General features: G+C 58.7%; 25 protein-coding genes. 3 read left to right on the forward strand and 22 right to left on the reverse strand.

Annotated elements, in window-relative coordinates; translation table 11 throughout:
- Nucleotides 1-101 precede the first annotated feature (101 nt).
- The 11 genes from J7355_RS16620 to J7355_RS16670 all read right to left on the reverse strand — a co-directional run bounded on the left by J7355_RS16620 (nucleotide 102) and on the right by J7355_RS16670 (nucleotide 9197).
- Nucleotides 102-317: a hypothetical protein gene (locus J7355_RS16620; protein ID WP_209064701.1), complete on the reverse strand. Its 216-nt coding sequence runs from the start codon at nucleotides 315-317 to the stop codon at nucleotides 102-104.
- A gap of 29 nt (nucleotides 318-346) precedes the next feature.
- Complete coding sequence (locus J7355_RS16625) at nucleotides 347-628, reverse strand: hypothetical protein (RefSeq protein WP_209064703.1); 282 nt, start codon at nucleotides 626-628, stop codon at nucleotides 347-349.
- Nucleotides 629-1782: 1154 nt separating this feature from the next.
- Nucleotides 1783-2319, reverse strand: a complete 537-nt coding sequence (locus J7355_RS16630; protein ID WP_209064705.1) for a Panacea domain-containing protein — start codon at nucleotides 2317-2319, stop codon at nucleotides 1783-1785.
- 33 nt (nucleotides 2320-2352) lie between these two features.
- Entirely contained in the window at nucleotides 2353-3264 is a 912-nt protein-coding gene (locus tag J7355_RS16635) for an IS1595 family transposase (RefSeq protein WP_209064706.1), read from the reverse strand.
- 213 nt (nucleotides 3265-3477) lie between these two features.
- On the reverse strand, nucleotides 3478-3714 hold the full coding sequence (locus tag J7355_RS16640; RefSeq protein ID WP_209064708.1) for a hypothetical protein: 237 nt from the start codon (nucleotides 3712-3714) through the stop codon (nucleotides 3478-3480).
- A gap of 210 nt (nucleotides 3715-3924) precedes the next feature.
- On the reverse strand, nucleotides 3925-4548 hold the full coding sequence (locus tag J7355_RS16645) for a hypothetical protein (RefSeq protein ID WP_209064709.1): 624 nt from the start codon (nucleotides 4546-4548) through the stop codon (nucleotides 3925-3927).
- 43 nt (nucleotides 4549-4591) lie between these two features.
- Nucleotides 4592-5209: a hypothetical protein gene (locus J7355_RS16650; protein ID WP_209064711.1), complete on the reverse strand. Its 618-nt coding sequence runs from the start codon at nucleotides 5207-5209 to the stop codon at nucleotides 4592-4594.
- A gap of 1068 nt (nucleotides 5210-6277) precedes the next feature.
- Nucleotides 6278-6862, reverse strand: a complete 585-nt coding sequence (locus tag J7355_RS16655; protein WP_209064713.1) for a hypothetical protein — start codon at nucleotides 6860-6862, stop codon at nucleotides 6278-6280.
- A 58-nt stretch (nucleotides 6863-6920) separates the two neighbouring features.
- Nucleotides 6921-7211, reverse strand: a complete 291-nt coding sequence (locus J7355_RS16660) for a hypothetical protein (RefSeq protein ID WP_209064715.1) — start codon at nucleotides 7209-7211, stop codon at nucleotides 6921-6923.
- Entirely contained in the window at nucleotides 7204-8517 is a 1314-nt protein-coding gene (locus J7355_RS16665; protein WP_209064717.1) for a hypothetical protein, read from the reverse strand. The genes J7355_RS16660 and J7355_RS16665 overlap by 8 nt, the downstream gene beginning before the upstream one ends.
- Before the next feature lie 17 nt (nucleotides 8518-8534).
- Nucleotides 8535-9197: a sigma-70 family RNA polymerase sigma factor gene (locus J7355_RS16670; protein ID WP_209064719.1), complete on the reverse strand. Its 663-nt coding sequence runs from the start codon at nucleotides 9195-9197 to the stop codon at nucleotides 8535-8537.
- 433 nt (nucleotides 9198-9630) lie between these two features.
- Here J7355_RS16670 and J7355_RS16675 point away from each other — a divergent pair, with 433 nt between their 5' ends.
- From J7355_RS16675 to J7355_RS16685, 3 genes are read left to right on the forward strand one after another with little or no spacing between them, the layout of a single operon-like run.
- Nucleotides 9631-10620, forward strand: a complete 990-nt coding sequence (locus J7355_RS16675; protein ID WP_209064721.1) for a hypothetical protein — start codon at nucleotides 9631-9633, stop codon at nucleotides 10618-10620.
- Nucleotides 10617-11567, forward strand: a complete 951-nt coding sequence (locus J7355_RS16680) for a ParM/StbA family protein (protein ID WP_209064723.1) — start codon at nucleotides 10617-10619, stop codon at nucleotides 11565-11567. The genes J7355_RS16675 and J7355_RS16680 overlap by 4 nt, the downstream gene beginning before the upstream one ends.
- A gap of 1 nt (nucleotide 11568) precedes the next feature.
- Entirely contained in the window at nucleotides 11569-12213 is a 645-nt protein-coding gene (locus tag J7355_RS16685; protein WP_209064724.1) for a hypothetical protein, read from the forward strand.
- 4 nt (nucleotides 12214-12217) lie between these two features.
- On the opposite strand, the gene J7355_RS16690 is transcribed toward J7355_RS16685, so the two are convergent.
- From J7355_RS16690 to J7355_RS16740, 11 genes are all read right to left on the reverse strand, one after another.
- The gene (locus J7355_RS16690; protein WP_209064726.1) at nucleotides 12218-12703 is read right to left on the reverse strand and encodes a hypothetical protein; all 486 of its coding nucleotides are present in this window, start codon (nucleotides 12701-12703) and stop codon (nucleotides 12218-12220) included.
- A gap of 43 nt (nucleotides 12704-12746) precedes the next feature.
- A complete protein-coding gene (locus tag J7355_RS16695; protein ID WP_209064728.1) occupies nucleotides 12747-14477 on the reverse strand; it encodes a hypothetical protein in 1731 nt (576 codons plus the stop codon).
- Complete coding sequence (locus tag J7355_RS16700) at nucleotides 14470-14811, reverse strand: hypothetical protein (protein ID WP_209064730.1); 342 nt, start codon at nucleotides 14809-14811, stop codon at nucleotides 14470-14472. The genes J7355_RS16695 and J7355_RS16700 overlap by 8 nt, the downstream gene beginning before the upstream one ends.
- Before the next feature lie 482 nt (nucleotides 14812-15293).
- Nucleotides 15294-17165 carry a hypothetical protein gene (locus J7355_RS16705; RefSeq protein ID WP_209064732.1) on the reverse strand — a complete coding sequence of 624 codons (1872 nt, stop codon included), beginning with the start codon at nucleotides 17163-17165 and terminating at the stop codon, nucleotides 15294-15296.
- Between the two features lie 15 nt (nucleotides 17166-17180).
- A complete protein-coding gene (locus J7355_RS16710; protein WP_209064734.1) occupies nucleotides 17181-18473 on the reverse strand; it encodes a hypothetical protein in 1293 nt (430 codons plus the stop codon).
- A gap of 1 nt (nucleotide 18474) precedes the next feature.
- Nucleotides 18475-19281, reverse strand: a complete 807-nt coding sequence (locus J7355_RS16715) for a thioredoxin family protein (protein ID WP_209064736.1) — start codon at nucleotides 19279-19281, stop codon at nucleotides 18475-18477.
- Between the two features lie 164 nt (nucleotides 19282-19445).
- Nucleotides 19446-20069, reverse strand: coding sequence for a transglycosylase SLT domain-containing protein (locus J7355_RS16720; protein ID WP_209064737.1), 624 nt, complete (start codon nucleotides 20067-20069; stop codon nucleotides 19446-19448).
- Nucleotides 20069-20488, reverse strand: a complete 420-nt coding sequence (locus J7355_RS16725) for a hypothetical protein (RefSeq protein ID WP_209064739.1) — start codon at nucleotides 20486-20488, stop codon at nucleotides 20069-20071. Before J7355_RS16725 ends, J7355_RS16720 begins: the two co-directional genes overlap by 1 nt.
- Nucleotides 20485-22164, reverse strand: coding sequence for a hypothetical protein (locus J7355_RS16730; protein ID WP_209064741.1), 1680 nt, complete (start codon nucleotides 22162-22164; stop codon nucleotides 20485-20487). The genes J7355_RS16725 and J7355_RS16730 overlap by 4 nt, the downstream gene beginning before the upstream one ends.
- A 12-nt stretch (nucleotides 22165-22176) precedes the next feature.
- Entirely contained in the window at nucleotides 22177-22650 is a 474-nt protein-coding gene (locus J7355_RS16735; protein ID WP_209064743.1) for a hypothetical protein, read from the reverse strand.
- Complete coding sequence (locus J7355_RS16740) at nucleotides 22628-25270, reverse strand: TraC family protein (protein WP_209064745.1); 2643 nt, start codon at nucleotides 25268-25270, stop codon at nucleotides 22628-22630. The genes J7355_RS16735 and J7355_RS16740 overlap by 23 nt, the downstream gene beginning before the upstream one ends.
- Nucleotides 25271-25426: the final 156 nt, after the last annotated feature.

Consider the following 25426-nt stretch of genomic DNA (forward strand, 5'->3'; position numbering starts at 1 on the left):
TCGTCGTATCGTCTCGCATGGTGGTGGCACCTCTTCTGTCGTCTGAAATCAGTGATTGGTCTTACTAATTTCAGCAGGTGGGTGCCGCCTCCTTCAATCGCTCATACACCAGAAATGAGCGTAGCTCTCGCATCGCTTCTGAGTACCAGTTCGAGACCCGAACCGTTCGATGTGTGGTCGTACAGGCTCAGCACGGGGCGTCCGGTACCGGTCAGGCCCGCCAGCACCAGCTGGAAGCCGCCGTTGCCCTGTGAGACGAAGGCCACGGGATAAGCCGAGCTGGCGAAAGCCCGGTCGAGGGTGGATTGTGCGGGCATGGCGTATCGCCTTTCGTTGCGTGATGGGATCAGGCGGCGTCGATCAGACGATCCACGCGCGCACTGCTGGCGGCGCCTTTCCAGCCGCAGTCGCCGCAGCACATGCCGTTGCCGTCCGTCCAGCGGGTCATGTCCGGCGCGTCCGGGCGATCCACGCCGTCCACGCGGCGCAGACGCGCCTTGACGATGAACATCACGCTCAGGTCGTCCTGGGAACCGCAGTCCGGGCAGGCATAGTCAGCGGGGGTGTCGCGATCGCGCGGCGCTTCGTTGCGCTGTTTGAACAGTCCCTGAAGAAATCCCTTGCTCATGGTGGTGCTCGTGGTGTGCTTGAGTGCCTCCAGACTGCCCCGGCCCACGCGCGCCGCAAGCCTGCGCGAATCTGTTTGACGATCACGAGTGCCCCATCATCCACGCGATAGTTCGACACGTGCAGCGCGCAAGCCGATATGTCCCGCGTGGCTGCGACCAGCGGCTCGATGGAACGACGACAGATCCGGTCGATCGTGTCAGGTGTATTGCCTTGCCAGATCAGGTGGCGGGTCATGCGGCCCGAGAGCCTGCCACCCAGTCGCAGGGGCCAGATCAAGCGTCAATGGGTCGCCGGGCGCCTGAGTCAGTCCGTCGCGAGGTCATGACGAGGCGCTTGTGCAGGCAAAAAAAAGGGTGTTATATACTTAACGAACCCAGAGTATTTCGGTATGGTTGAGGCTCGTCAAAAACGAGAGCCACCATGTTTGACTACAAAGAGAATAAGAACGCGAAGCTTGACCTACCGTGTCCTAGTTGCGAGAGGAAGAGCCCGCACAGAATCGTCGATCTTGAGAAGAACGAATCTTTCGTCTGCCCTCATTGCGACACGACCGTTCAACTTGAGGGGGACGGATTGGATACTATCAAGCAGTTGAAAAAAACGATGGCAAATCTCGGCAAGCGATAGGCGCTCGCTCTGCGACTCCTTTAGTAGTGCCGCTACGCACTCTTTCGCTTCGTCATCGAATGACAAGTTTAGCTTGACCATATTTAGCCTCCACAAAAAAAGCCCGCTCACTTGGCGGGCTTTTTCTTGTCTTTAGGTTGCCGCTTGGGGGGCGGTGGCGTGTTGAGCATGCGCAATAAGACCGCTCGCTCCTTATGCTCAACGTTCTTATAGTCGGTCATCACTCGTCATCCTCAGGTTTAAAGACACGAGCCGAATGTATAACGACTTCATCGTTATCAAACGAATAAACGACTTGTACAACCGGCACATCGCTCATCACCCAGTTGGGTGTTTTCGCTGTGTAAACATTGCCCCTCGCGTGCGGGAGCTTTACGCCGTCCTCAGGTCTCCTGGCTAACCTCCATTTAAGACCTGAGAATACGTCATCTACACGAGGCCAACAGCGGGAAGCACTATCAATTATATCGCTAGCTGCCTCATCTTCTGCGACAGTTCTAGCATGGAAAAAGCCTTTGCCTACCATTACGCGGCAATATCCTTGGCCTCATCTTCAGCCCAGCTCATATCATGTTCATCGACTTCACCCAACTGGCTGACTAAGACCGCTTCGTAAGGAATTGATTCGCCAATCTTGGCCATTTCCCAAATCTCGTCGTGAGTCTTATCGCTTATAGAAGTCGCGGTGTAGTTGTTACAGATCTTATGCACGACCTCATCGATCAGTTCGATTTCATCGCTGCTAAATACCTCTGATACATCCGGCGTTTTGAGAGAAATAAATTCTTTTTTGGGATACCCAAAATGCTCAGCACGCCGGACGGTAATTAGCTTGTCGTCCGACAGAGAATTTAACGCACTCATTACACGAGATGGGACGGGGCCAAATTGTCTTTTGAGGTAGGTTTCCCCGGTTATTGGGCTGCCATGTTTCAAGTACGAGATGACGTCCGAATACCAAAGTATTTTGTTCAGCTTAGTCGCGCCAAGCTGAGAAACGTCCTCGCAGCTTGCGCATACGTAATGGATAAGCGATTTGAATTTATCTTCAGAGTAATTCATTTTTTGATGCCCCTGTTCAGGCTCGCATTTGTTTCAGCTTCCGTACAAAAGACGTTTACCGCCAATTTGCTTCAACAGAACTGCGGCGCGCTGATTGTCGTTGTAGCCATTGCGCGCCCGGTAATTGTAACGAAAATCGAATTCACCCGCGTATCGCTTTAGATGCTGTTCGCCCACATGATGGAACGTGCCGATCAGACCACGCTTGAGCAGGCTAAAGAAACCTTCAATCGTGTTCGTGTGAATCGGGCCGCGCACGTACTCGCCGATACCGTGGCTAACAACGCCGTGACTCGCGAACTTGCGGCCGATCTTCGTGTACTGAGACGCCTCATCGGTCATTAGGTTCGCATCTGCGGCGATCTGTTCTTCCATTATCGGCGCGAGCGTCTTTGAATTGACCGCAGGCACCGTGAAGCTGCGCGCCTTGCCGTCGCGCTCCAACAAGGTAAAGACCTTCATCTTGTGCGCGTAGCCGCGACCCTTCTTGCCCTGGGTGCGCTGCTTCTTGCTCTTGCCGCCCCAGAAGGTTTCGTCTACTTCGACCGTGCCGCCACCGCCGCCGAGCGGGCTACCGCCTTCGCTCATGGCCTCACGAATGCGGTGGGTCATGAACCACGCGGTTTTATACGTGACGCCAATCATGCGGTGAACCTGATGGCTGCTGATGCCTTTCTTGCTGGCGCACATTAGGTGAACAGCCATAAGCCACTTGTTCAGCGGTACGCGGCTGCGCTCGAAGACGGTGCCGACCGTTACCGTGAACTGCTTACGGCAGTCAGCGCACTTGTACAGGCCGGGGCGCGTGCTTTTGCCTTCCAGCTTGTAGGCATTGCCTTCTACGCCACAGTGCGGGCAGACCGGACCATTCGGCCACCGCAGAGCTTCCAAATACTCGCGGGCCTTGTCGGAGTCCTGAAACTCGGGCTTGGTTAGATCGCACATGGTCTTCTCTCCTTATGCGTCTATTATCTCCCGATCATCTGGGTTTGTAAAGTATATAACTCCCAAAAAAAAGCCCGCGTCATCGGAACGCGGGCCTTTCGGTAGTTTGGTGCGACGCTCAGTCTTCGTCGCCGGCGTGCCCGAGGCAGTAGACGACGGCAAGCATGGTTCCCATGCCGATAACGACAGTCGCACCGAAAGCGATGTAGTCCATCATGACCGTTCGACCTCTCTTACTGCGCGAGCATTTCGTATAAGCATAATACACACGCAGGCCAGAATCACGGCGCAGGCCAGCGTACCCCCCAGGCAGAGCCAGATCATGCCTGTCTCGCCCTTATAGAACGCGATGCCGCCGCGTCCGACGCAGGAAAGCAGGCCGACACTGAAAACCGTCAGAAGAATATTCAGTGAGCGTTGATAGAAATCAAGCTGCTGATAACGGGTCATAGCGGTACTGTCGTGGGTGGTTGTTCATGCCTACAGGTTAGGCCGTGCCGGCGTCGCCGCAAGCCGCTGGAAAATAGCGCATGGTGTGCATCGCGCTGGGGCTGCATCCGATGCCCGTGGGGGACATTGTGCCTCGGTGTGTTTGCGTGCTTGCGCACTGGCCCCGACGCGCGCCGTCAGGCTCTATTCGACACCGCGACCCCGAGCGACTCAGAAGGCCAGCGTCCCTACGGTCTTGTCGCTGAACAGGTGGGGCGGCTGGCCCCGGCGCTTGAGGCGCTCGAGGCAGTGTTGGAGCCATAGCGTCGTCACGCTGCTCTGCAAGACCTGAAGGGGGCTGGCCATCTCCCGGGGGTTGTCCGGCTGCAAGAGCGTGTCCACCAGCTCGATCAACGTATTGCGGCCGTCCCGTTCGGCGCGGATGTCGCCATGCGTGCGCATCGGTTTGTAGTGCGTGTCAGCGAGACTGTGAACCCGCCGTTGGGTCAGCAGCTCGATGGTCTGGCCGTGCTGACCCAGACGCAGGGTGATGTTATCGCTCTCAACGCGCATATCATCATCCCCCAGCCGGTAGACGCCGAAATGCACGGATCGCGGCGTGCTGATCATCGGCTGTTGATGCACGGACCAGTACGGGTTCTGATTGCCCTTGCCTGACAGGTACCGCTCGTTGAGGTCGGTCATGTCCATCGCCGGGCCGATGCTGTCCGGGCTCAGGGACTGGAAGTGCGACTTGCCGGCGGCGCTCATGACTTCGATCACGATTTCGGGCTTATCGTGGGCGCGCATGAGGCACGGGCGGGAGAAGGCGGGCATGTGAGTCATTGCGGTCATGGGATGCTCGTATCGGATGCTTGGATCAGTCGGGCCGGGTCGCTCAGAAGGCCAGCAGGCCATCGGCAGCGTTGAGCACAGGCGACTTTCTCGTGGGGGTCGCGGTCATTCGAGCCAGACAGGCATCCAGCCACATCGCCGAGCTGCCCAGCAGGTGCAGGGGGCTTTTCATCTGGTGCGGCTGGCCGCTGTGTATCAGGTCTTGGGCATGCGCCTGCACGATCTGGCGGCCTTCGTCGTCGGCTTGGATGAGGCCGAACGACTCGCTCGCTTCGACGCTGAGGGTGTCGTGGTCGTAATACTGGCGCTCGGTGCCCAGTTCGAGCGTGCCGGGTTCGCTACCCAGTGCGAGCGTGAGCACATCGGTTTCCACGCGAAAGCGATCGCTGTCGATGCGATAGATGCCCACGTTGATGCAACGCGGCCGGGGCAGGGGCGCCAGGTCTCGTTTGATCTCGAAATGCGGCATGCCGTCCTGTGCGGCCATCTGACGATGCCGGGTGAAGTCTTGCAGGGTCATCTTGGTGCTGATGCTGTTCGGACGCAGCCAGTGCCAGCACAGCGCGCCTTGTGCGTTGACGCACTGGATCACGATTTCGGGCTCGTCATTCAGGCGGAACAGACAGGGGCGGGTGATGATCGGATCGGGTGACAGCTGCATGATGGTCTCGCTGGAGGTGAGATCTACAGGCTGGCCCGCGCGGCGAGCGCCGCAAGGCAAAAAAAAAGCCGCCGGGCACTCAAGAACCCGACGGCTTAAATAGATCGCGCAGCACCCACTGCACTTGACCGAAGTTCACATTCCGCGGGTCCGTCGCGGGGGAGAGGGGTTGTAAACGACCCAGCCAGCACGCTTTACCCTTGGCCATCGGGCGAATCACTCGGGGCGTGCTCCCTTTGCTCTGATGGGTACAGATTGACCCGCCTGAAGCGCGCCGCAACCCCTATATCGCGACTTTTCGACAAAACCTGAAGAGCGGGCCGAGTTCGTTACAACGCGGCGTACGACGTGACCCTGGCCCTACAACAGCGCCCCCGATGTCAGCCTCACGCCGAACCGGGCCGCAGCCCCGACAGTCCATGTTTGGCCCCCGTCCCCACGATCGCGCACCCCACGCGAACCAACGGGCCAATGCCCGCCCGCACGTCATCACCGACCCGCGCGGCGTCAATGTCTGCCCGCACCCGGTCAGCCCTTTGCGCGCCCTGCCAAACCTGCCTTGAGCAACGCACGCCTCGTGCTGTGATCTCGCCTCAAGGCCAGCCCTCACCCCCGCACCCACCGTCGCGAGCCTATAGAGGGCGCAGACACTAGGGCGCCACGCCTGCCTGTCTCATGTCTGTCCGGGGGAGTGGGCCACCGGGGCGATAGCGCTCAGACAGGGGGAGCCACACACAGGTGAGCCCTGGCGCCTCGCCCCGCTTCGGGGGAGACCGACAGAGTCGTTCGCTGTCGTCACACCGGGGGGAGGTGACACTCGGTTGGAGAGAGCACAGGGGAGGAACCACACGCAAAGGGCAGGGCGCACGTCAGGCGCCCTGACCCGGTTGGAGATGGCTACCGAGGGGTAGGCGGGGCACCCAGGGTGGGTGTGGTCAACTCGGTGGAGGCGTGCCGGCCGGTTCTCCGGCCGGGGCGCTGGAACGGATCCGCTATGTCGTCAGACGATCGATCGGCGCGATAGTCAGCGACGACTGCGCGGCGGCGACCCTGGCGCCGCCGCGCCTCTCAGAAGCCCGGACTGGCCGATCCATTAGCGGAACCCTCGACAGCACCGTTGCTCCTGGTGGCAGCGGAGGGCGCCGCTGCTGCGGCGCCCGTAGCGTCCGTAGCTTTGCCCGCACCCGTGGCGCTGGTCGAAGTCGTGGCCTCGTCCTTCTTTGCGGTCGAGGTCTCGGCTGCTGCCGCATTCTTTTCCGTGGCCGAAGATGTGTCCTTCTTCGGCTTCGAGGCCTTCGGGTTTGCGTTGGTTGCGCTCTGCCCGTTCGAGGTCGTGGCCTTCTTGTTCGTCCCTTTCCCTTGGGTGGGATTCGCACGGCCATTGCTGCGCTGGGCTCGACTGCGGTTGCGGCCGCCGTCGTCGATTTCGGAGATGCCACTTTCCAGATGCCCAAGCATCGCGCGACATTTGCTGCGAATCTCTTCATAGCGCGATTCGCTCATCTGACCTCGGCCATACCGTTCGTCGGCACGACGCACGATTCGATCGAGTCGCTTTGCCTGTTCGACCAGGCGCGCGGTGTAGGGCGACGAGATGATTACCTTCTCGGACGGCTTGTTGGAGATCTGCTGGGGGATGTTGGCTTCGGCCATAGTTCTTCTCGCTGATGTACCTGCCCCATAAAAGGGGTCGGCACAACAGCATTCGAGTCTATTCTTGACCGAATCCCGGAATTGCGCTCGCGATTGAGACGCAGCGATCGTGAACATTCATCGAATGCTCGATCATCATCAGATGGAAATCATGCGCCTTCGGGATCACCAACTGCGGCAGATCCACAGTCACGGTGTTGTACGCGAGGTAGATCGGGTAGCACGCGACTTGTGGCCGGGCTGCTGCGGGGTTCAATGCGACCTGGACGCACATCAGGATGATCCCGATGACGGCGATGAGTCGTAGCGTTTTTGCGAAAGGGCCTGCGCCGCTGGCGTTATCAGCCATCGTGCGCCGTAAATCTGATGGTCATCCCGTACCTCACTCTCAGTTGGTGTCTGATCGCGTCGAGGGACATGCCGCTGCGGCTCATCGCTGATGCAACTCGCATCATGGATTCCTCGTCAGCGACAGGTTCGACTCCACAACTAGAAAGCAGGCGGTCGTGGAGCATTCGGGATACATCAGTGAGATTCAGCCGTAGCCGGTATAGCCGGGCGATACGGTCCGTGTGCGCGGCTGAGAACTCGTCGGTGAGGCGAATGATCTGCTGGGCAATGAACACGCCACCATTGATCGCGTCGTGCGTCATGTCGTGAACGGTCTCGACACGGCCCCCAGCGCGCAGAGCGTCGACGTCGTCCTCGCCCTCGCGAGTGACGCTGAAAGACGTGACGATTCCTAGAGGTTCGCAACACGCGATCGTGCGGAGAATACCCTCGTAGCCGGCCTCGCCCGCATCCGCCAGGAAAATCAGCTCACGCACTCCGTTGGACGCCAGGGTAGCCGCTTGGTCAGCGGTAACCTGGTTCTGACCCGTCGCTGCCGCGGGAATGCCCATGGTGCGCAGGGCGTATTGATCGAGGTGGCCTTCGACACACACAGATGGCCCTATAGCGCGCGCCCAGCCATAGGGGCGTGCTTTGGATGTGCCAACTGCGAATGTGTATTTTGGGTCGGCACCGTCAATGCTACGACCCCAGAGACGAATCGTACCGTCCGGCTGCTGCCAATAGCCCACAACGCGATTATCGAAACGCGACTCACTGCCACGTTTAGGCAGTACGTCCCATTCGCGACAGAGGGCGAGATCGGCGCCAGCTTCCTTGAGCTTGGCCCCAACAACCTGAGCCGAGGGGTAGAACCCAAGAACAGTGGTATCGATCTCAGCGTCGTCATAACGACGTGTGTGTGTCAGGTAGCGCCAGGCAGCGGTGTCGCACTTCAGGAATGCGCCCAACACATCTTGGACGATTGCAGCCGTTGATCGTGTGGTGCGGCTCGGGCGGTCGTCCTCATCGTCAGGCAGATCGATACCTGCCATCGCATGCAGGTCTTGAGCGATTTCCGCTGAGGTCATGCCCAGCGACTCGAGCACATCCCAGACCGATGGAGTAGCGCCGCAGTTATCGCGGCGGTTGCATACGACGTGAGATCCACCGGGGTAGTAAAAAGCGCGCCGACTACCCTTGCACTCGGGGCAGTCGAGTTTATAGGCCGAACCGGCCTTGATCGGATTGAGAGCACCCATGAGTTCCGAGGCGTCTACCCGCGGGTAGATTGCCTCGCGCATGTGCTGGGCAGTGATCGGCATCGCAGCTACTCGATGCGTTATGCGAGTGGGCTGTCGGGTAGGGTGCCACCCTGAGACTCGTAGATTTCCTGGAGGCGACGTCGCGCCTTACGCAACAGGCCGTGGACGTTGTTTGTTGAGCAGTTGAGCATGCGTGCTGAATCGGCAGGACCGAGACCGCCAACGATGCTCAGCTCGAGAACCTTGAACTGCTGAGCTGGGAATGCATCACGAAGCGTTTCGAGCTGCATGGTCGAACGCCGATCATGCTCGTGCTCTTCCCACTGCAGCAACGCCTCTTGTTCGATAGATATGCCGCAGGTCCGCAGACGCTCAGGCGCGTCGTGCGTGATGACACTTTCGACCTCATCGATATCGGCGTTCCCAACCGATGCGTACTGAGAATGAAATTTCCGACGCCACTGGGTGCGGATGATCTGCATGCAGTACGCGCGCAGAGAGCGGGCACGTGAATCCGGAGCCATATCAGCCTGGCGATCCATAATCACCTGTGGCTGAGCGATACACAGAATGATCTCGGTAGCGACGTCTTCCGCCTGGACGGTCGCGGCATAGGCCGAATTACCCAGCGTGGCCACAGCGCAACGCGCTAGCCACTCACGCTCCTCGTATAGCAGTACCCGTAAATCGACCGCGCGAACCTCGTCGGCGGTCATTCCATCCAAAGCCTCTAGCGACATCCCCCCTCCCTCAGTTTTTCTTTAACGTCCCCTAGTCCCGCAGGGGATGTAACGACAGCGGCGCTGCGGAATCCAGCATGCGCACAAAAATAACAGAATTCTGTATGTAATATATTTGACGGCGAGTTGAGCCCAAATCGCTGACAACGGGGCTTAGATCGCCGGCGTTGACGGGAGCCATAAAACAACAACTTACGACGGGCCGATGCGTTGGTATCGACAGCCTCTACGAAACAGCAGGAATTTTCCTAATAATGCAGAGTAATTCCGAGTTTTGCAGGTTTTTTCCGAAAAGGCTGGCGCTGACAGACGCGGCCCATCGCCCAGGCACTGGTTGGAGCCGGATTGCCGCAGGTTGTTGCAGACTAATTCCGGTTTACGCAGGTTTTTTCCGAGTATTTCCGAATAACGCGGAATCGGGATTTTGGGCGCTGTGAGCACGCCTGATGAGACACAGGAGGCGGTGGACAGCTATGTCACTCGGCTGGCAGCGCTACGCCAGTCGAGGCGGTCGCACTTCGCAGAACTGATCGAAACGGTGTCTGCTGTCGACTGGGACTTGGATGCGCTCGAGACGAAACTGCACGCGCTGCGATCCCGCTTCAATGGTGTCCGCCCTGGCGGCCGGGTTCGATTCCATCTGCGATGGCATCCGAGCCGGCGTTCAAGCGCCGGTCTGATCCATCACGGGGTAGGGCTCGAGGTCTTAGTCAGTGATCAATCTGCGCCGCGTCAGACGCGAAGGTTGAAAGCCTGGCCACGGTCCATCGAGCTCGACCGTACGACACATCCCGCGGATCGAGCCTACAGGCGGGACGTCATCAAGGAGATCAAGGTTCTCAACCGAACCTTCATCCGAGATCGGTCATGGCTCTATCAACTCGGTAATGCCGTGAGAAAAATCGCCTCGGACAATAGCCTTGAGGTCTTACCGATCGCGCCAACTCGGAACGACCTTACCTTTGATGCCGCCTGTCACTATCGGGCGGCAATATCCGCCCACGTCATTCGCGTTATCAAGGCCCTGCTCGAGCAGATGGAATCGATCGATCGCGAGCTGACGAAAGTGATGTACGAGTTCAACACCGTCGAGCCTAAACGCCGGAATGGTTCGCTAAGCATCGCTTTCACTATACGAGGGACACAGATGGAGCAACGCCTGGGACCGAATGGCCCATTCTTCTCCACTGTGTCCTTCAAGAACGGGAGGCGCTACGCGCACAGGCTCAAGTCAGGCAGCAAACGGTTTCCAAATCGCGTCAATCGCGATGTGCTCAGATCACGGCATCTCCGGCGTTACGCCAGGCCGCTGCTTCTGAAAGCGCGCCGAATTGAACAGCTTCGAAACAAGCGAGCTGAGTGCCAGGCCGCCGCTGAAAGCCTCTACCGTCACATTCGAACAATGCAACGGGAATTGAAATGACACAGACGGTAAATGCCGGCATCGACATCGGGTACGGGGCAGTAAAGGTGGTCGCCAGTGAACGCGCGCCTTTCTCTTTCCCTGCATATACGGCCAGGATTGAAGATGTCCAGATGTTGCCACCCGATATGAAACGAAGGGTGATCACGCTTGACGGCATCAACTACCTGGTCGGGGATGATGCTCGTAAGGTCAGACGCGTAACCGAGACCTATGTGGATAGCGATCGGATTCATCAGAATGAATACCGGCTGCTGGGCTTGCACGCCCTGCGGATGCTGGACGCTGAAAGGGTCAACCTGACCGCTGGCCTTCCTGTACGCGACTACACGCGCCATAGGGAAGCGCTCGCCGAGATTGTTCGCTCTTGGAATGGCGTCTATTGCAAGGTTGCCCTGCACAAGGTGGTCCCGCAGCCGTTCGGCACTTTCTGGGATATCGGGCTGAACCTGGACCCAGTGGAAACCAAGCAGTTCGAACACGGCAAGGTGGCCATTATCGATATCGGATCGGGTACCACCGACCTCATTGAAGTCAACGAAAACCAGTTCAACCCGGCCTCATATACGACCGATCCGTTCGCTGTTTCGATTGCGATGAAGCTGATCCGGAACCAGATTCAGGTGAAGCACAACGCCGAGTTCGACATCACGGCGATACCCAAGATCGCGGCCGACGGCGAGTTCATGTCCAAAGGCAAGCCGCTATCGGTGGCTCGGATCGTCTCTGAAGCGAAGCGCCATGTCGTGATCAACACGCTCGCGGTGGCTCAGAGACTGTGGGGTAGCCTCAATACATTCCGATACGTGGTCGTGACAGGTGGCGGTGCTCAGTTCCTGCGTGAAGAGCTGGAGCAGTATATTCCCAGTGAACAGCTTATGATCCCCACGGATCCCGAATTCAGCAACGCCCGCGGTTTCTTGGCGGCAACCTTAAAGACGAGCTGATATGGCAGCAAAGACTCTGCGCTCTACCATCCAGCTGGATGAGACGAAGGATAAGGCTCTGATTGAGCACCTTGAGTCCTGTCGCTCGTCTCAGTACCGGCGAGCGCAACTGCACGTCTTCATCCTTGCTGCTTTGGATGACGATGAGCCAGTCCGGCTTGATCTTCAGGCTCTGACAGAGACTCCGGAAAATCTCTACAAGATCGAACTGATGATCCCGCCGACGTCACCCCCGCGGATCCGCGAGCTTCATAAGCAGACCAGCCGGAATCTTCGGACAGTGACATTGCGCGCTCTGATCCGATATGGATTCAAGCTAATCAGCGAGAACAGGGGCCCGAAGATATCGACAATGTTCAACGCTCTTGAGCATCAGGCAGTCGAGATTGTGGAGCAGCCCGGCGAGCAGCACGTTGCCGAACAAATCGATCAGCCTGACCTGCAAAGCGATGGGCGCAAGTCTGATACCCCGTCAGGTGACCAGATAGCGGAACGAAACGACGATTCGGCATCACCTCCCCGCCATCAGACGAGTGATCGGCAGGGAGAGTTCGAGGAAATGGACGCGCTCGACGACCACGAGAGTGAATCGTCGAGCGGTCAGCCCGAGTTCGACATGAATCGACTGCTCGGTTCTTTCGGTTAATGCGTCAAACTGGCCAGGCTGCTGACGCTTCGTATGCGTCCTTCGGGACGCAGCCGTGCGATTCAGCAGGCGATTCGAGTGCAATCCATTCGTCCGCGAAGCCGGCGATGATTGTCTCCGCGGGATAGCGTTTCTGCGAGACCATGTAGTCGTAGGCATTCAGCATCGCAGCGCAGTCTTTCGACGAGCTCACTTCGAACGGCATGGCCTCGTAGAGATCCGGATCCGGCTTCGTGCGTAGAGTGACCATCTCAACGCGGCCTTTACCCTCACCCGAGAATCGGATTCGCGCCTGAACCATCATCGTCTCGCGCACGCGCGTCTGTTCGACGATCCATTTCGCGAGGTCCGAGAAAGGCATGTCCTCGACCTCAATTACATCGGGGTCGGTCGGCGTGCCGTAGCGCACCACGCCGTCCGGGACGGCCACTGTCGAACCAGCACAGCGGTACGCAGCGAGACTGACTACTTTGGTATCGGAATTGGTCATGGGTCGTGCCTTCGTTGGGTCGTATATCGGTGAGTTTGGGGTATCAGGGCTGGAAACAGTTAAAGAGGGTGCCGTCGCTGGATTGGTAGATGGACCGGCGTTGGTTACAAACAGACTCGGGTACTAAGCCGAACCAGGTTGGGGGCACGAGCTGCGTCAACATCGTTCCGAATCCGTTGATCAGTCGACTGGTTCGAGCAATCTGCTCGACGCCGACTGGTAGATCGAAGTCGGAATCCAATGTGCCATTGCCATCGAGCGGATTCAGCGCGGTCATCATCAGGATCGCGCCAACGAATCCGGCAACTACGACGCGGCCGCGGATGCTCATCTTTCTCCAGCGCACAAGCGTTAATAGGTTCAGCAGCAGGAACATGGTCGACAGGCATAGCGCCAACGGCATCACATAGGCGGCCTTGAGGGCATTTATACGAAGCTCCTTCATCTCGGCCGTGGCGATCGCAGCCGGGTTGGCGAGCACGTACTGATCGACTGTCTTCTCGACTTCGCGGCTCACGCGCGGCGCCCAGACATTCTGGAAGAACGAAGTGCCGCTCATCCCGAGGTCATGGCCTTGGCCGCCGGCGTCCATAGCTTGAACGCGATCACGAATCGGCGGCAACGTCAGGAACGACTTAAAACGCCGGTCGAAAGCGATGTAGGGCACCAGGGAAGGCGGAAGCCGGTCAGCCAGTTCTGCAGTGGCAGTCTCGAGCATGCGATCACGCTCTGATGCCAGACGATTGCCGTCCGCAACGATGCTCATCGCTGCAGGCGCGTTACCATCTGAGTACAGGCCTGACTGGACACGGACCTCCGGGCGGTTGAAGAACTCGCGCGCGGTCAGGTTTGGCGGCAGATCGACACGTTCAACGAACGTGCGGTAGGCGCGCTTGCGGTTCGACGCAGAAAGGCGAGGCAGCGCACGCTCGTAGTATTTCTGTGCCTTGCGATAGTCCTGGTACTTAGAAACGAGCAAGCGAAAACTCTCCAGTCGCGGCTCGAGAATGGCCTTGCGCGCCTTCCAGACTTTGTCGTCGACTGCGACGCTGACGTCATTCATCGTGCTCCAAAGAGCGACCAGCTCGCGCTGCGCAGCGACGAATCGACCGAGGTCAACACGAAAACGGGTGTGAAAGGCCTGGGCACGCATTGCCGCCGAGATCGCCTCACGGTTTCCGGCCAACCGGCGCGCGAAGCTGTCTGTGCCGATCGAGGCCACAGGCAGAAGTGACAGCATGGTCTCGCTATCATCAACCATCATGTCGTATCGATCGATCGAGGCATCCAGGCCAAATGCCTCGCCTACGCCGGACAGAACCAGTGTCTGAGCGATCCCGCCGGCATAGGCGCGGTAGGCCGTCCGATCGCTCGATAGATCGATCATCAGATTGATCGCGAACGATTGCAGCGCGAGGGCAGAGAGATAGACGCCAACGGCCACTCCGCCCAGAACGAGCCAGCGAGGCCGACCCAGCCCACGATGCACGCGCTTGGCGTTCCAACGCAGGTATAGACCGCCAATCAGGAGGGTCGCGCCAACCGCGGCTACCTGCCGGCCGAACAGGTGAAATCGCTCGATATCGTCTGCGTCGATCCCCGGCGTGCTGCCGAAGATCTGAAGCGTGTTGTTGTAGTACAGCTCGACAGCGATATAGAGCAGCTTCGCAACCACGAGCCCGATGCCTGCACAGAAGAACAGGACTGAACGCGAGTCACGGGCAGTGGTGTCCTCGTGAGGACCAGATGCGATGTTTTGATTGAGATCAGTCATTGTGTGCCCCGTTCGTATCGCGCGCGTCGCCAGTGGCCACCCACCGGCGATATTGGGAACTCAGGCCTTGAGGCACCCCCGAATTGGTGGGATCTGTCCACGGTTCAACGCGGCTTTCGAAAGCATCGCTGTTGATCGGCTTGAGGCCGGGCCATTGACTGATGACGCGCCAGCCGTTCTGTTCAAGCGCGTGGTGCAACGTGGCGGGCAGACGGACATGCTCTGTCCCATAAGTCGGGGCACCGGCAATGGCCGCGGGAGCAGTCACAAAAAGACCGCACACAACTAGCGCGGCGCGGGTGTGATCTCGGTAGGTTTTGAATCGTGCCGTCATGGCAATCGCCCAAAGTGTCCAGTGCCTCTTGCTGGGTACTCTGGGGCGATCGCAGCCGCAATGAATTCTAAAGAGACACTATTGGGCGATCTTGACTACCCGATTTATCCGATCCGGATAGTCGAATTTCGCGATGGGGGCGCGCTGGTACGGGTAGATCTGTTGCAGCACTGTCCGTGTCCGAGAGCGTGAGAGATCAATGCAACGTCGAATGCGAATAGCGAGCCGTTCTGGCGTGAGTTCCCATCGATGGGCGGTGCTGCCGCCTGGTACAAATATTGGGAAGTCGGCGTCACGAAAGCCGTGTTCATGGCAAAAGCCCGCAGGGCACACGATCAGCATCCCGTCGCGTGATGTCACAAAGCATGGCAAAGGGTGGCCGTTTCGATATCGAATCAAGGGCAGATTGATGTCCGGAGTAGAACTCCGGACTTCCCTCACCTGATCACTCGAAATCATCGCGTGCTCGACTCAGAGCATATCTATTTCGCTGGAACACCTCTGCCCGGACTACTTTGGCGATTTTTATCGTCCTCAATTTGGCCGAGATTTCTAGAGTTATTCACGGCGTAGCCCACTGCCTTACCGCCGACACGTGTCGCGACCTGGGTAGCCGCACCTGCAGCAATCATGGCGTTTCGTGCCGCGTCGCTACCAATAGAATCCGGCTTCAGGCTGCTTAGGCCCTTTGTTTCACTGAACACGATGAAGTAAGCGAGCATCGGTGCGGCCGTGAGCAAGACAATAAGCGCGATTAGTTGCGAGGCGACCGCCAAGGACACCTGGGCGGCGTAAAGGCTCGTCGGCATATAGCTCATCGTTTGAACCGAGAACATGGAAGCAGACGACGCAATCAGGCTCAGTTTGCAGGTGATATACATCAGCAGCAGCGTGAGCTTCCCGAACAATATGACCTTGATAATCGTTCCGAGAGTCGAGATGCGGCCCGGCAAGACTGAGAATACGATGACGAGAGGGAGCATGATGAAAAGGAGCGCCATGCCCATTGCCACGACGCTGTTTACAGCGGCCGGGGCCAGATCCAGACGCCACTCCTTCCATAGGGCGCTGAGGCCAAGCCCTAGAGACTTGACCCCAGCATCGAGAAAGCCGTTACTGGTATCCCCGCGGTTGTTGCCGCCCAGGCTCTGATAACCATTAGCTTCAGAGACCGCGCGGTTCAGTGGGACCATGCCATTCATGTAGGACGCTTCAGCAAGCTTCTCGACCTCCAGTGAGGCGATTTGCTGCGGTTGATCGAAGAGTACGTCCCTCAGCCAGCTAAAAGCTGATGAGTCACTTACGAGGTCACCTCGATCCGTTTCGATACCTTTGATGAATGCATAGTATTGACGGTTACCAAGCTGAACCATGTCATGAAGCTCGTCGCAGTCGCTTGCATAGAAGCGCGCCTGATCGGCGCTTGCTGCACTCGGGTTCGGGTGTTCGAACTGTGTTCCGGATACCTCGGCGCGGGTCAGGAAGCTGTTTGAGTCTGGACTCGCGCCTTGCTCGCGAGCGGAAAAGTAGCGGCTGCTTGGTATAAGCGAACCTGATGCTAGGAACACGCCGCTTTCGGATGCTGAGGCTTTTATCTTGGAGAGCTCAGTGTTTGAGAGGCTGTCACCACTGACTTCATGGATTCGAGAACTCATGGGCCAGAGGCTTCGCCAGAACGACACCTGATGCTCAGGGTCTTGTATGACATCACCGTCGTCGATGCCGATCATGATGCTGTTGTGGAATCCAAGCGCCTGCATTGCAGTCGTTGATAAGCCGAGCTTGGAGGCAGGTGTTTGGCAAGAGGAGCGGTAAAGCCTATGCAGCGACACCAATTCGGGCGACGCGGTCGCCAACGTCATCGAGTCATTTGCGATAGAGAGAATCCTGCTGGGCAGTACACCCTCAGAAAGTGAACCGTCGAACTCTGCCATTGCGGTGTTAACCGCGCTGTATAGCCCTCGCTCGAGGACTCCGACCACGTTAAAAAATACGACTATAGATCGCGGGTACTCAATATCGATGTTTGAGTTTCCGGTTACATCAGCGGGGTTTGATGGTACTGCGCTGCTAAACCAGAGCGCTGAATCACCGGTTTGGTAGTTCCCCGGCAAGAGGAGTATCACCGCTAGACAAAGGCTTACGAAGAAGCTCTTTATTTGCCCGTTCTGGAATACAAACCACATGATGAAGCATGCGATGAGGCCAAGATAGGCGACCGGTTCGAGCACTTTCAGGGCTGCGCTGTAGTACGCGCTCGCGTATGGCAATGCGATCTGGATCAAGAAATCCTGTGCTGCGCCGCCATGCGTAAGCATTGAAGCGGCGCCATCGAAAGTGTCGGTAATCGCCATGGATAAGCCTGCTGCTTAGAAGCTTCGACGTGCGTCTTCAACGATCTGGAGGACGTGCTCTTGGTATCGGGCCTTGTTGTCGACCATGTCTACCTGGGCGCGAAGTAGCTTGAGTTCGTTCATTCGGCGGTCCCACTCAGCATCGTTGAGAGCACCGGTTGTGGTTGTGCGTGCGTCCAGCAAGGCGATCTCGTACTTGTCGAGCACATGCCGCATGGAAACGATGGCCGACTCACGTGCCATCGCGCCGATTACCTGGGCATATTGCAGCGGCGTCTCTTGGCTGGCTTCGTAGAGATCCATAACGGCCTTGCCAGACAAGGTCGGTATTGCAGGCAGCTGGCTGAGTTTGCGATAGGCCTCGTTCTGTAGCAGCGACTGATCGCGGGCGCTGGCCACGATCGATTGATAATCCGTCGCGAACTCCTGTGTCATCTCGATGATCTTTTCTTCGACCTGTGCTTCTGGCGGGTCGATCGAGGTGCCGAGTTCGCTGGTGCCGGATCCGCCCGAACTGTCGCCGGCGCTGTTATCCGCGCCGCCGGAGCCACTACCGCCGCCGGAGCCGCCGCCCGCGCCGGAGCCCAGCAGCTCGTCGCCTGTAACGTCACGGATCACCTTTTCAAACGATTCACCTGTGACGACCTTCGCCTGCCGCGACCGCGTACCCATGCGCTCGAGAACAAGATCGGTAGGTGTTGCTCCGCTCATACCAGCCTGCTGATCGCGCTTTTGCTGACGCAGCTGTTGGGCCTGACGTGCATCACTCTCGATATTCGAACCCAATGAGCAGAATTCGGCGGTTTTACCACTCGCCAGACAGGTATCCATTGCTTGGGTCTCGTACTGGGCCTGTTGGGCGCCTTCACGCTGATCAGTTGCGTTCTCTCGCACGGACGAGCAGCTGGCCATCATCTGCTGCGTCAGGAAGGAGTGCTTCTGATTCAGGTTCTGGAGAAAGGAATAGAGCGTCGGATTCCGGTAGACCAGATAGTTGACGGCAAGTCCGAGCGCGTTCTGTTGCAGGTAGTCGAAAACGCGTTCGACTTCTGCACCGACATTCGCCACAGCACCGTACTGAGGAATGCCAGAGCAACCGAGTTTGAAGTTGCTCTCGGCGCCGACGCGCGCCATGTCGAACTCGCGATCACCGAGCTTCGGTATGTACGTGCTGTATTGCTCACCAAAGCCCTCAAGGGCCCCCTGGAAGGGGATGTCCTCGTTCATGTCCGAGACCTGAGCGATCGCCGGCGAAAGGCCGCACAGGGCAATGAGGGCGACAGCGCCAGTAGATTTGAATCGACGCATATCAGCTCTCCTGGGAAACACGGGCAATGGCCTTCTCGAGGTCGCGCATCGGTTGATAGCCACGCAGCACCGTGGTCTTGTTCGACTGTTCGTCCTGGATCCAGACAGTCGGCGTCATGGTTACGCGGTCCATGATCTGTTTGCGCTTGGCGCCTCTCAGCGTCGCTGCGTCCAGACCAAAAACAGAACGCACGCGGGACAGGAACGGCGTGTCGTCGTTAAGCTGCAGCAAGCGCATATCTAGATCGGGGTGCGCATCGGTCAGACGTTTCCACTCCGGCAGGCTCTTGCGGCAATAGCCACAGTTCGAGTCATAGAAGACATAAACCCGGACTTTGTCCGACGCTATGTCGTATTTCTTGACCGTGGAACCGAGCACCGAAACCTGCTCGCGCGCGTTTTTGTCACGTATCCCTTCGATGCTCTCGAGTCCGCCTTCGAACTCGCTGAAGCCGAACCCACCATCAAGTTCCTTGATTGCCTGGCGCGCGTACTGAGCTGCGTTCTTGTCTCGTTCGGCCATACGCCGCTCGCGCAGGACCATAGCGCGCGCCGTCTCGATACTCGGATCGAGCATGTGAGCGATAACGGTCGTAGGCGTCTGAGGTGCGAAGGTGTACTCGGTGCCATCAGGCGCCTTGGCGCGGATAGGCGCCTCGGGATGACGCTTCGCTTGCCGGTTGAGCGCTGAGCAGTTCTTCATCCAGTCGAACTGTTTGCAATCGAGCACATCGGGAAGCTCGTCGTAGCGCGGCGCGTCGGCCGCGGCCTGGTTTGCTGCTGCAGCGGAGGCACTGTTTTGTGCCATTGCGGGCGGTCCGATCATGAGAGCGGCACACAGCAAGAGGTAGATCGGTGAACGCATGAGCCCGGATGATGAGTAAGTCCTACTCCCTCAAAGCGCTCGGGTGTGTAGCGATCTGACGGAAACAACAAAAAAGCCCCGCAAGAGCGGGGCAATCAGAGTTGAATCTAGGATCCGTTGGTCAGGCTCGCGTATGAGCGTCTCACCTTCCGGTAGTAGTGGCGCCAACGTGGGCTCGAGCGGCTGTGGTAGTAGCCCACACCGCGAAAGAGACCGTATTGCTTGATCTGCGAGCGAAGCATCTGGGCCGCATACATGACGTTCGCGTGGGTTTGGCTCATCTGGTCGATCGACGAGAACTCTTTGCCATGCCATCGCCAGTTGACCTGCATGAGCCCGATATCGACGTTGTCGATGTCGATGTGAACCACCTTGGCGGAACGGACGGCACGGTCTGCGCGCTTGCGAAGGCCGAAGGCGCTCGCGTCATCCCCATGCTTGAAGAAAATTCGCCGCGAAGGGCGTTTGTCTCGGTAGACGACAGTCACGAGCCAAGGACGCGATCGTGAAGCCTTGAATGTTCGAACCATGGCCTCGCGATCGGGCAGGTAGAACGCGTTGCCGCCGAAGTTGAGGGTCCATGGGTAGACGCTCGACTCCGTCATGGAGATGCTGCGCAGGAGGGTGGGATCGACGCCGTAAAGCTCACCAGCTGACTCGAATACGCTTTCCGCATTCGCGGCACTGATGCTGGCAACGAGCACGAGGCCAGCCATGATCGTGCGGCGCATCAGATGTCCCATTCGTCTTCACCGTAGCCTTTGCGAGATAGCCATTCCGGCGCGGTCTTGCGATAGGGCGCCAAGCCTTTTTTGACCTCATACAGCCGTGACGAAGGTGTCGTGCATCGGGTAAGCCCCATCACGACGACATAACGGATGACGTAGCGTGGAACAGTGTCCTTGCACAGCGCGGGATGGACGCGAAGTTTGCTCCCCACCCGTTGGAGTGCCGGCGTATAGCTCAGTGTTATCGGCGTGGTCCCTCGGCCGACGATATTCGGAGACGAATACGGCACGGGTTCCGGTAGCTCGACAACGACCTCGATTTCACGGTTAGCCTTGGTGCCGTACAGCCGACGTGCCCAACTCACGGCACCAGCCAAACGCTCGCGCGTAGCTTCACTCGGGTTGCTTGCTAGTTCGATCATGAGCCGGGGTAGTAGGAGTGTTGAACAGAGCCGCGTACCAGCAGCAGACGGTCGCCCTGGATGTCCACGGTGTAACCCTCAAACGAGTCGCCCTTAGACAGGTGCATGGTTTTCCCGTCTTGTAGAACGGTGACCAGCGGCACACAGCTGGCGCAGTAGCGCGCGACGCTAATGCCCAAGAGCTTGATGTCCGGCTTCGTTCTCGTTGCCCGTGCCGACGTGCTGCGTGGTCGGTTAGACCGCTCGAGCCGAGCGATCTTCTGCTGGCTCTTGTGCAGCTCATTCTCGACTGCCTGAAGGCGCGACACGAGGCTGGCCTCGTCCGACGTGGCCGTCTCAGTCGTGTCGTCCTCCGCGGCAGCTAACGCCGGGCCTGATTCATCTTCGACTGTGTCGGCATCGGCGGCGCCGTCGTCGGCACTCGCGAGCGTATCTGGCGAGCTTGGCGAGACCGCCTCCGGCATCACGGCCTCGGCATCCTCAATTCCGCTCGGCGCATCGGCAATATCGGCGTCCGCGACAGCGGTCTCGGTCGAAGTTGTCTTCGAATCGGTAGACGCGACGTCCTGGGTGTCATCCTTGGCCGGCGCATTCTCGGCTGCCGCACTGCTATAAAACGGAGTCGAGTCGATAGCGGTGTATGTCGACATATCCTCGAATGTCGGTTCTTTGTCAGCCAGGGGCTCGTCCATGACCATCGCGACTTCTTCTTGCACGCCATCTGGGGTGCTAGAGAAAGAGCGGTCATCGAGTTCCGGCAATCCGTCGCTACCAAAGCTCGCGTCATCGCTGAAACCGTCCTGCTCGGAGGACGAGTTCTCCGCCAGCTGCGGCAAACCATTCGCAGAGCCCTCATCTTCTATTGAAAGGCCGGACTCGTTGGTCGACTCGTCGGCATTGGTGGTGCCGGCGAGGCTTGGCTGTGAGGGGCTGCCGAGCAGTGAGTTCAGGAACGGCGGCTCATATCCGGCCTTGTAGGCGACCGTGCCGACAACCCCGACGATCAATACAGCAGCCAGTGCCCTGGGCGCCTTCCCTTTGCCACTTTGGGGACGGTTTTGTTCGTCGGTCACGCTCGACTCCTGGTTCTTCTGACGAGCCTTGTTCGCCTTTAGCCGAGCCTTGCGTTGCTTGCGAGCTTCGCGATCCGACTGGGCCTCAATGGGTGTCTCTTGTTCGGATGACGAATCGTGTTCATCGCGCTCAAGCGATGGCGCCTGCCGACTGGTGTTCTTGCCAGCGGCCATCGCCTTGCCATGGGCCGCGAGCCGCTGAAAGACATTGCTTTCGCCCTCGCCTTGATTGGGCTGGAAAGCCTTCTTCACACGACCAACGAGAGAGGCAGCAGACCCCGCTCTCACCGAGTTCTCAGCCTCGAGAGGGTTGTCGTAAAAGACCGGCCGACCGGTACCGCTTCGCGATGCTGCGTCGCGATCAGCCGGTGCCGGTGCGTCATACTCGTCGCCGTGCGCCGCGTCAGCGGAATGGGTGGAATCGGCATCGTCGACAAGAGGCGATGAAGGGCCGCGGTGGGCATCGCTGGTATTGTCAGCCTGAGCTTGCTCTCGCTCTTCCTGGGGAGTCGCTTTTGCCCCTCTACCTTTTTTGAAGCGCTCAACCGCGGGGTTGTTATGCGCCCGGGATTCGACGCCGTTGTTATCGATATCGTCGCTCATCGTCTTCTCCGGCTACTCGTGACCGTAGGGCGAGTTCGGCAGGGCAACGCCGTTGCGTTCCTGCCATTCACCTGGGGCGATCAGTACGGGTTCCATGTGGGCCGGGACCAGCGCGCCGTTGACCACACGCGAGGGCATGTGGACGGTATCGACGATAGGTTTCTGCCACACGTATGTCCGCGTGGCGTTCATGCGCCCGCGGAACTCAGCCATGGTGTCGTTGACGCCCTCGCGGTATGCGGCCCGGGCCTGCTGGCTTGAGAGCATCCTGTAACCCTCACGGGCTTTCGTGTCCGCTCGCAGCACGCGCTGGATGCTGTCGTGCTCAGTGGAATAGGGGAGACCTTGATGCTTTTCAGCCCGCGCCTTCTCGATCGCGGCATCCCGTTGCTCGGCGTATCGAAGGCCGGGGTCGGAGACGCATGCAGTCAAGGCAACGACCGCGCCGATTAGCGCCGTGGCCTTAGCCGGCCAGTTGATAGTCATAACGCGAGCCATAGGGAAATTCCTGTGCCAGTTCCAGAATGGCCCGCCGGCGGGCCTCCTTCGGGGGGATGTTCTCCGCGACTTTTTTATCGATTCGTTCCTGCCGTGCCTTGCGGTCGAGCGGGTGAGTCGATGACAGCCAGAGCGTCACGGGATTGGAGTAAAGCCGCACCGCGCCGAAGTAGTTCTTCGATGCTGTCGTGCGAGCGACGTATAGAAACTCGGTGTAGAAGGGCGGCACGCTCAGGTTGTTTCGCCACAGGCGCTCGGCCTCGTCTTCCAGCTCGAGCAGATCACGCGCGCCGCGACGGTCAGCGGGATTCGAGCCAAGAAAGTAGTAGTGCGAGGTGTTCGCGCTGATGCCGTCATCGGCCTCGCCTTCGCTCGCCACGATCTTGGCGAAGTCAGAGAGCTTCTGACTGATGAGCGTGATACTGCAGTTGTACTTACGCGCTTCGCGATAGACCTGGCCGACCGCGCGGGCGTGTTGCGCCAGCACACGCCATGCCTCGTCGATGATGAGCATCTTGCGCATTTCGCTGGGCAGGCGGAACTTCATGTACTGGTCGATCTGGGCGAGGATCGAAAGCATCACCACGTCCATCGCCTGACGGTCGGCAAACCGTTCGGTTTCGATCACGATCATGGGGTTGTCCCAATCAACGTCGAGAGGTCCGTCGAACATCTCGCCGTAGATCCCCGTTTTGAGGAACTCGGTCATACGTCGAACAAGCTGAGTGCCTTCCTCGCCACGTTGACTTAGCGCTTCGGCAAAGTCGCTGAGCATCAATTCCTGCCCGAGCTGACGCGTGGCGAAGATCTCGATCAGCACGCTCTGAATCAGATTCACCGATGCCTTGGGAACCGATTCGGTCTTGCCCCCCTCATCGGCCGTGCCGGACTTACACATCGCCACGATGCTGTCCTGCATCGTTTCGATTTCTTCACTTGTCGCCTGGCGCGCTTCGGTGCTGCCCTCGACGTCGTTGATGTGCAGAGGGTTCAAACAGATCGGCTTGCGGCCGTCCGGCTGTTCTTGGGCAACGAGATAGACGTATTGCCCATCCGTCGATTCGCACAGATCCTCGAAAGAACGGCCCTTATCGATGATGATCGTCTTCGGGGCGTACTGGCTGCGCATCTGCATGGTGAGCGCGTTGACGAGGAACGACTTGCCCGAGCCGGTACCGCCGACGACCAGTTGGTGCGGCGCCGGCGTCATGTTGGTGAACGGATCCATCATGATCGGCGTGCCGTCGCTGTTGTTCATCAGCAGTCGGCCGTCCTTCATGCCCGGGAACCCACCATAGAGCGGGACTAGATCGGTCATGTTCGACGACAACATCCCGTGGGAGCGCCGCAGCATCTGCATGGCCCGAACGCGAAAATTCAGTGGCAATGTCTGGTGCAGGATCGCGTCAGCACGCAGATCCTCGCGGTAACCGCTTTCCCATAGCAGTGACTCAAGCGCACGCGCGCGGCGGCGCGCTTTTTCCTCGGACGAGTCGCGGCAGCACATATGAATGGCACAGTCGACGACCTTCGTCCGAGTGTGTTCTTCTGGATTGGTGACGTTGTCCAGATAAGCGATGTCTGCAGCATTCTTCTCCCGCTTGATCGCGTCACCGGCGAAGAAGCCGCGGTTCACGCCGGCATGATCTTCACTGCTTGACTGTCGGCCCTTACGCAGCCGGATAGCCATCCTGACCTTGCGCTGGTCACGAACCATGAAATTGAAACAACACCAGCCGGAACCCTCGGTTTCGGACAGGGCGTTCTGGATCAGGTGAGGACTCGGGCGCTCGGCCATGTGCTTGACCGAAGTCACGCGGTAGTAGTGACCATCGATCTTCCAGCCGTCGTCGTTGGCCTCAACCGACGACATGATCATCCTCGACGACAGCCGACCCTCGGCAACGATCGCGTCCGGGTCGGTGGTGCTCATGATTTCGCGAAGCGGGGCGCGTCCCGAGTAGCGGGGCGCGCGCTGGCTGAAACTCCGATTGGGATTGAGCATCGAGAACACGAGATCGATCAGACCTTGGCCCGTCTGTCGCTCGTGGGTGAAACCCATCGCCTGAAGGCTGCGTTCGATGCTATCGACGTGGCCCAGAAAATCATCGCGATGACGCTTGAAGCGGAGGCGGTAACGGTTGTCCGAACTCTCGGAGTTCGCAACCGCCCGAATGCGATCCACAGTCTTGGTCAGGACACCTTTCTCGCCGAAGTGCGGGTCCGTCATGAAGACGAGGAACAAGCGCTGACGCATGGCAAATTTGCCTGAACGCCCGCGAATGCTGTGATCGTTGACCAGATCAGCCGGGTCGATCTGCTCGTCTTCAGTCAGCCCTTGCGCATTCAGCTCTTCGAATTCGTTGCGCATCTGCTCGATTACGGCGTCCTCTGGAACCGTAGTCAGAAACCCTTGCGAGGCGCCGCGTGACTGCAGGTCGATGACCGAGTCCTGGATCTCGCGAGCAAACGTCGCGTCACTGCATCTCGATGCGTAGTCCTCGAGAATGTCTCGGTTGTCCGTGCCAGACACTCTCAGGATCTGGCCGTGGCTCCGATCCGGCATCTGGTCAATCACGTATGCCAGGCCATTCGAAATGGACGCCATGTCGTGGTCGGAGAACCCCTCGCGCGCGAGTAGACCGATCTCCCAGACCGCGGCCAGACGATAGTCGACCGTGGCGAAAATCTTGTCGCCACTCGAGTAGGCGAAAGCGTCGATCAATTCGGAGAAAGGGAGGCTTTGCCCGTAATTGAGCTTTTG

This window comes from Endozoicomonas sp. G2_2 (assembly GCF_017744135.1).
Classification (GTDB): Bacteria; Pseudomonadota; Gammaproteobacteria; order Nevskiales; family Salinisphaeraceae; genus Salinisphaera.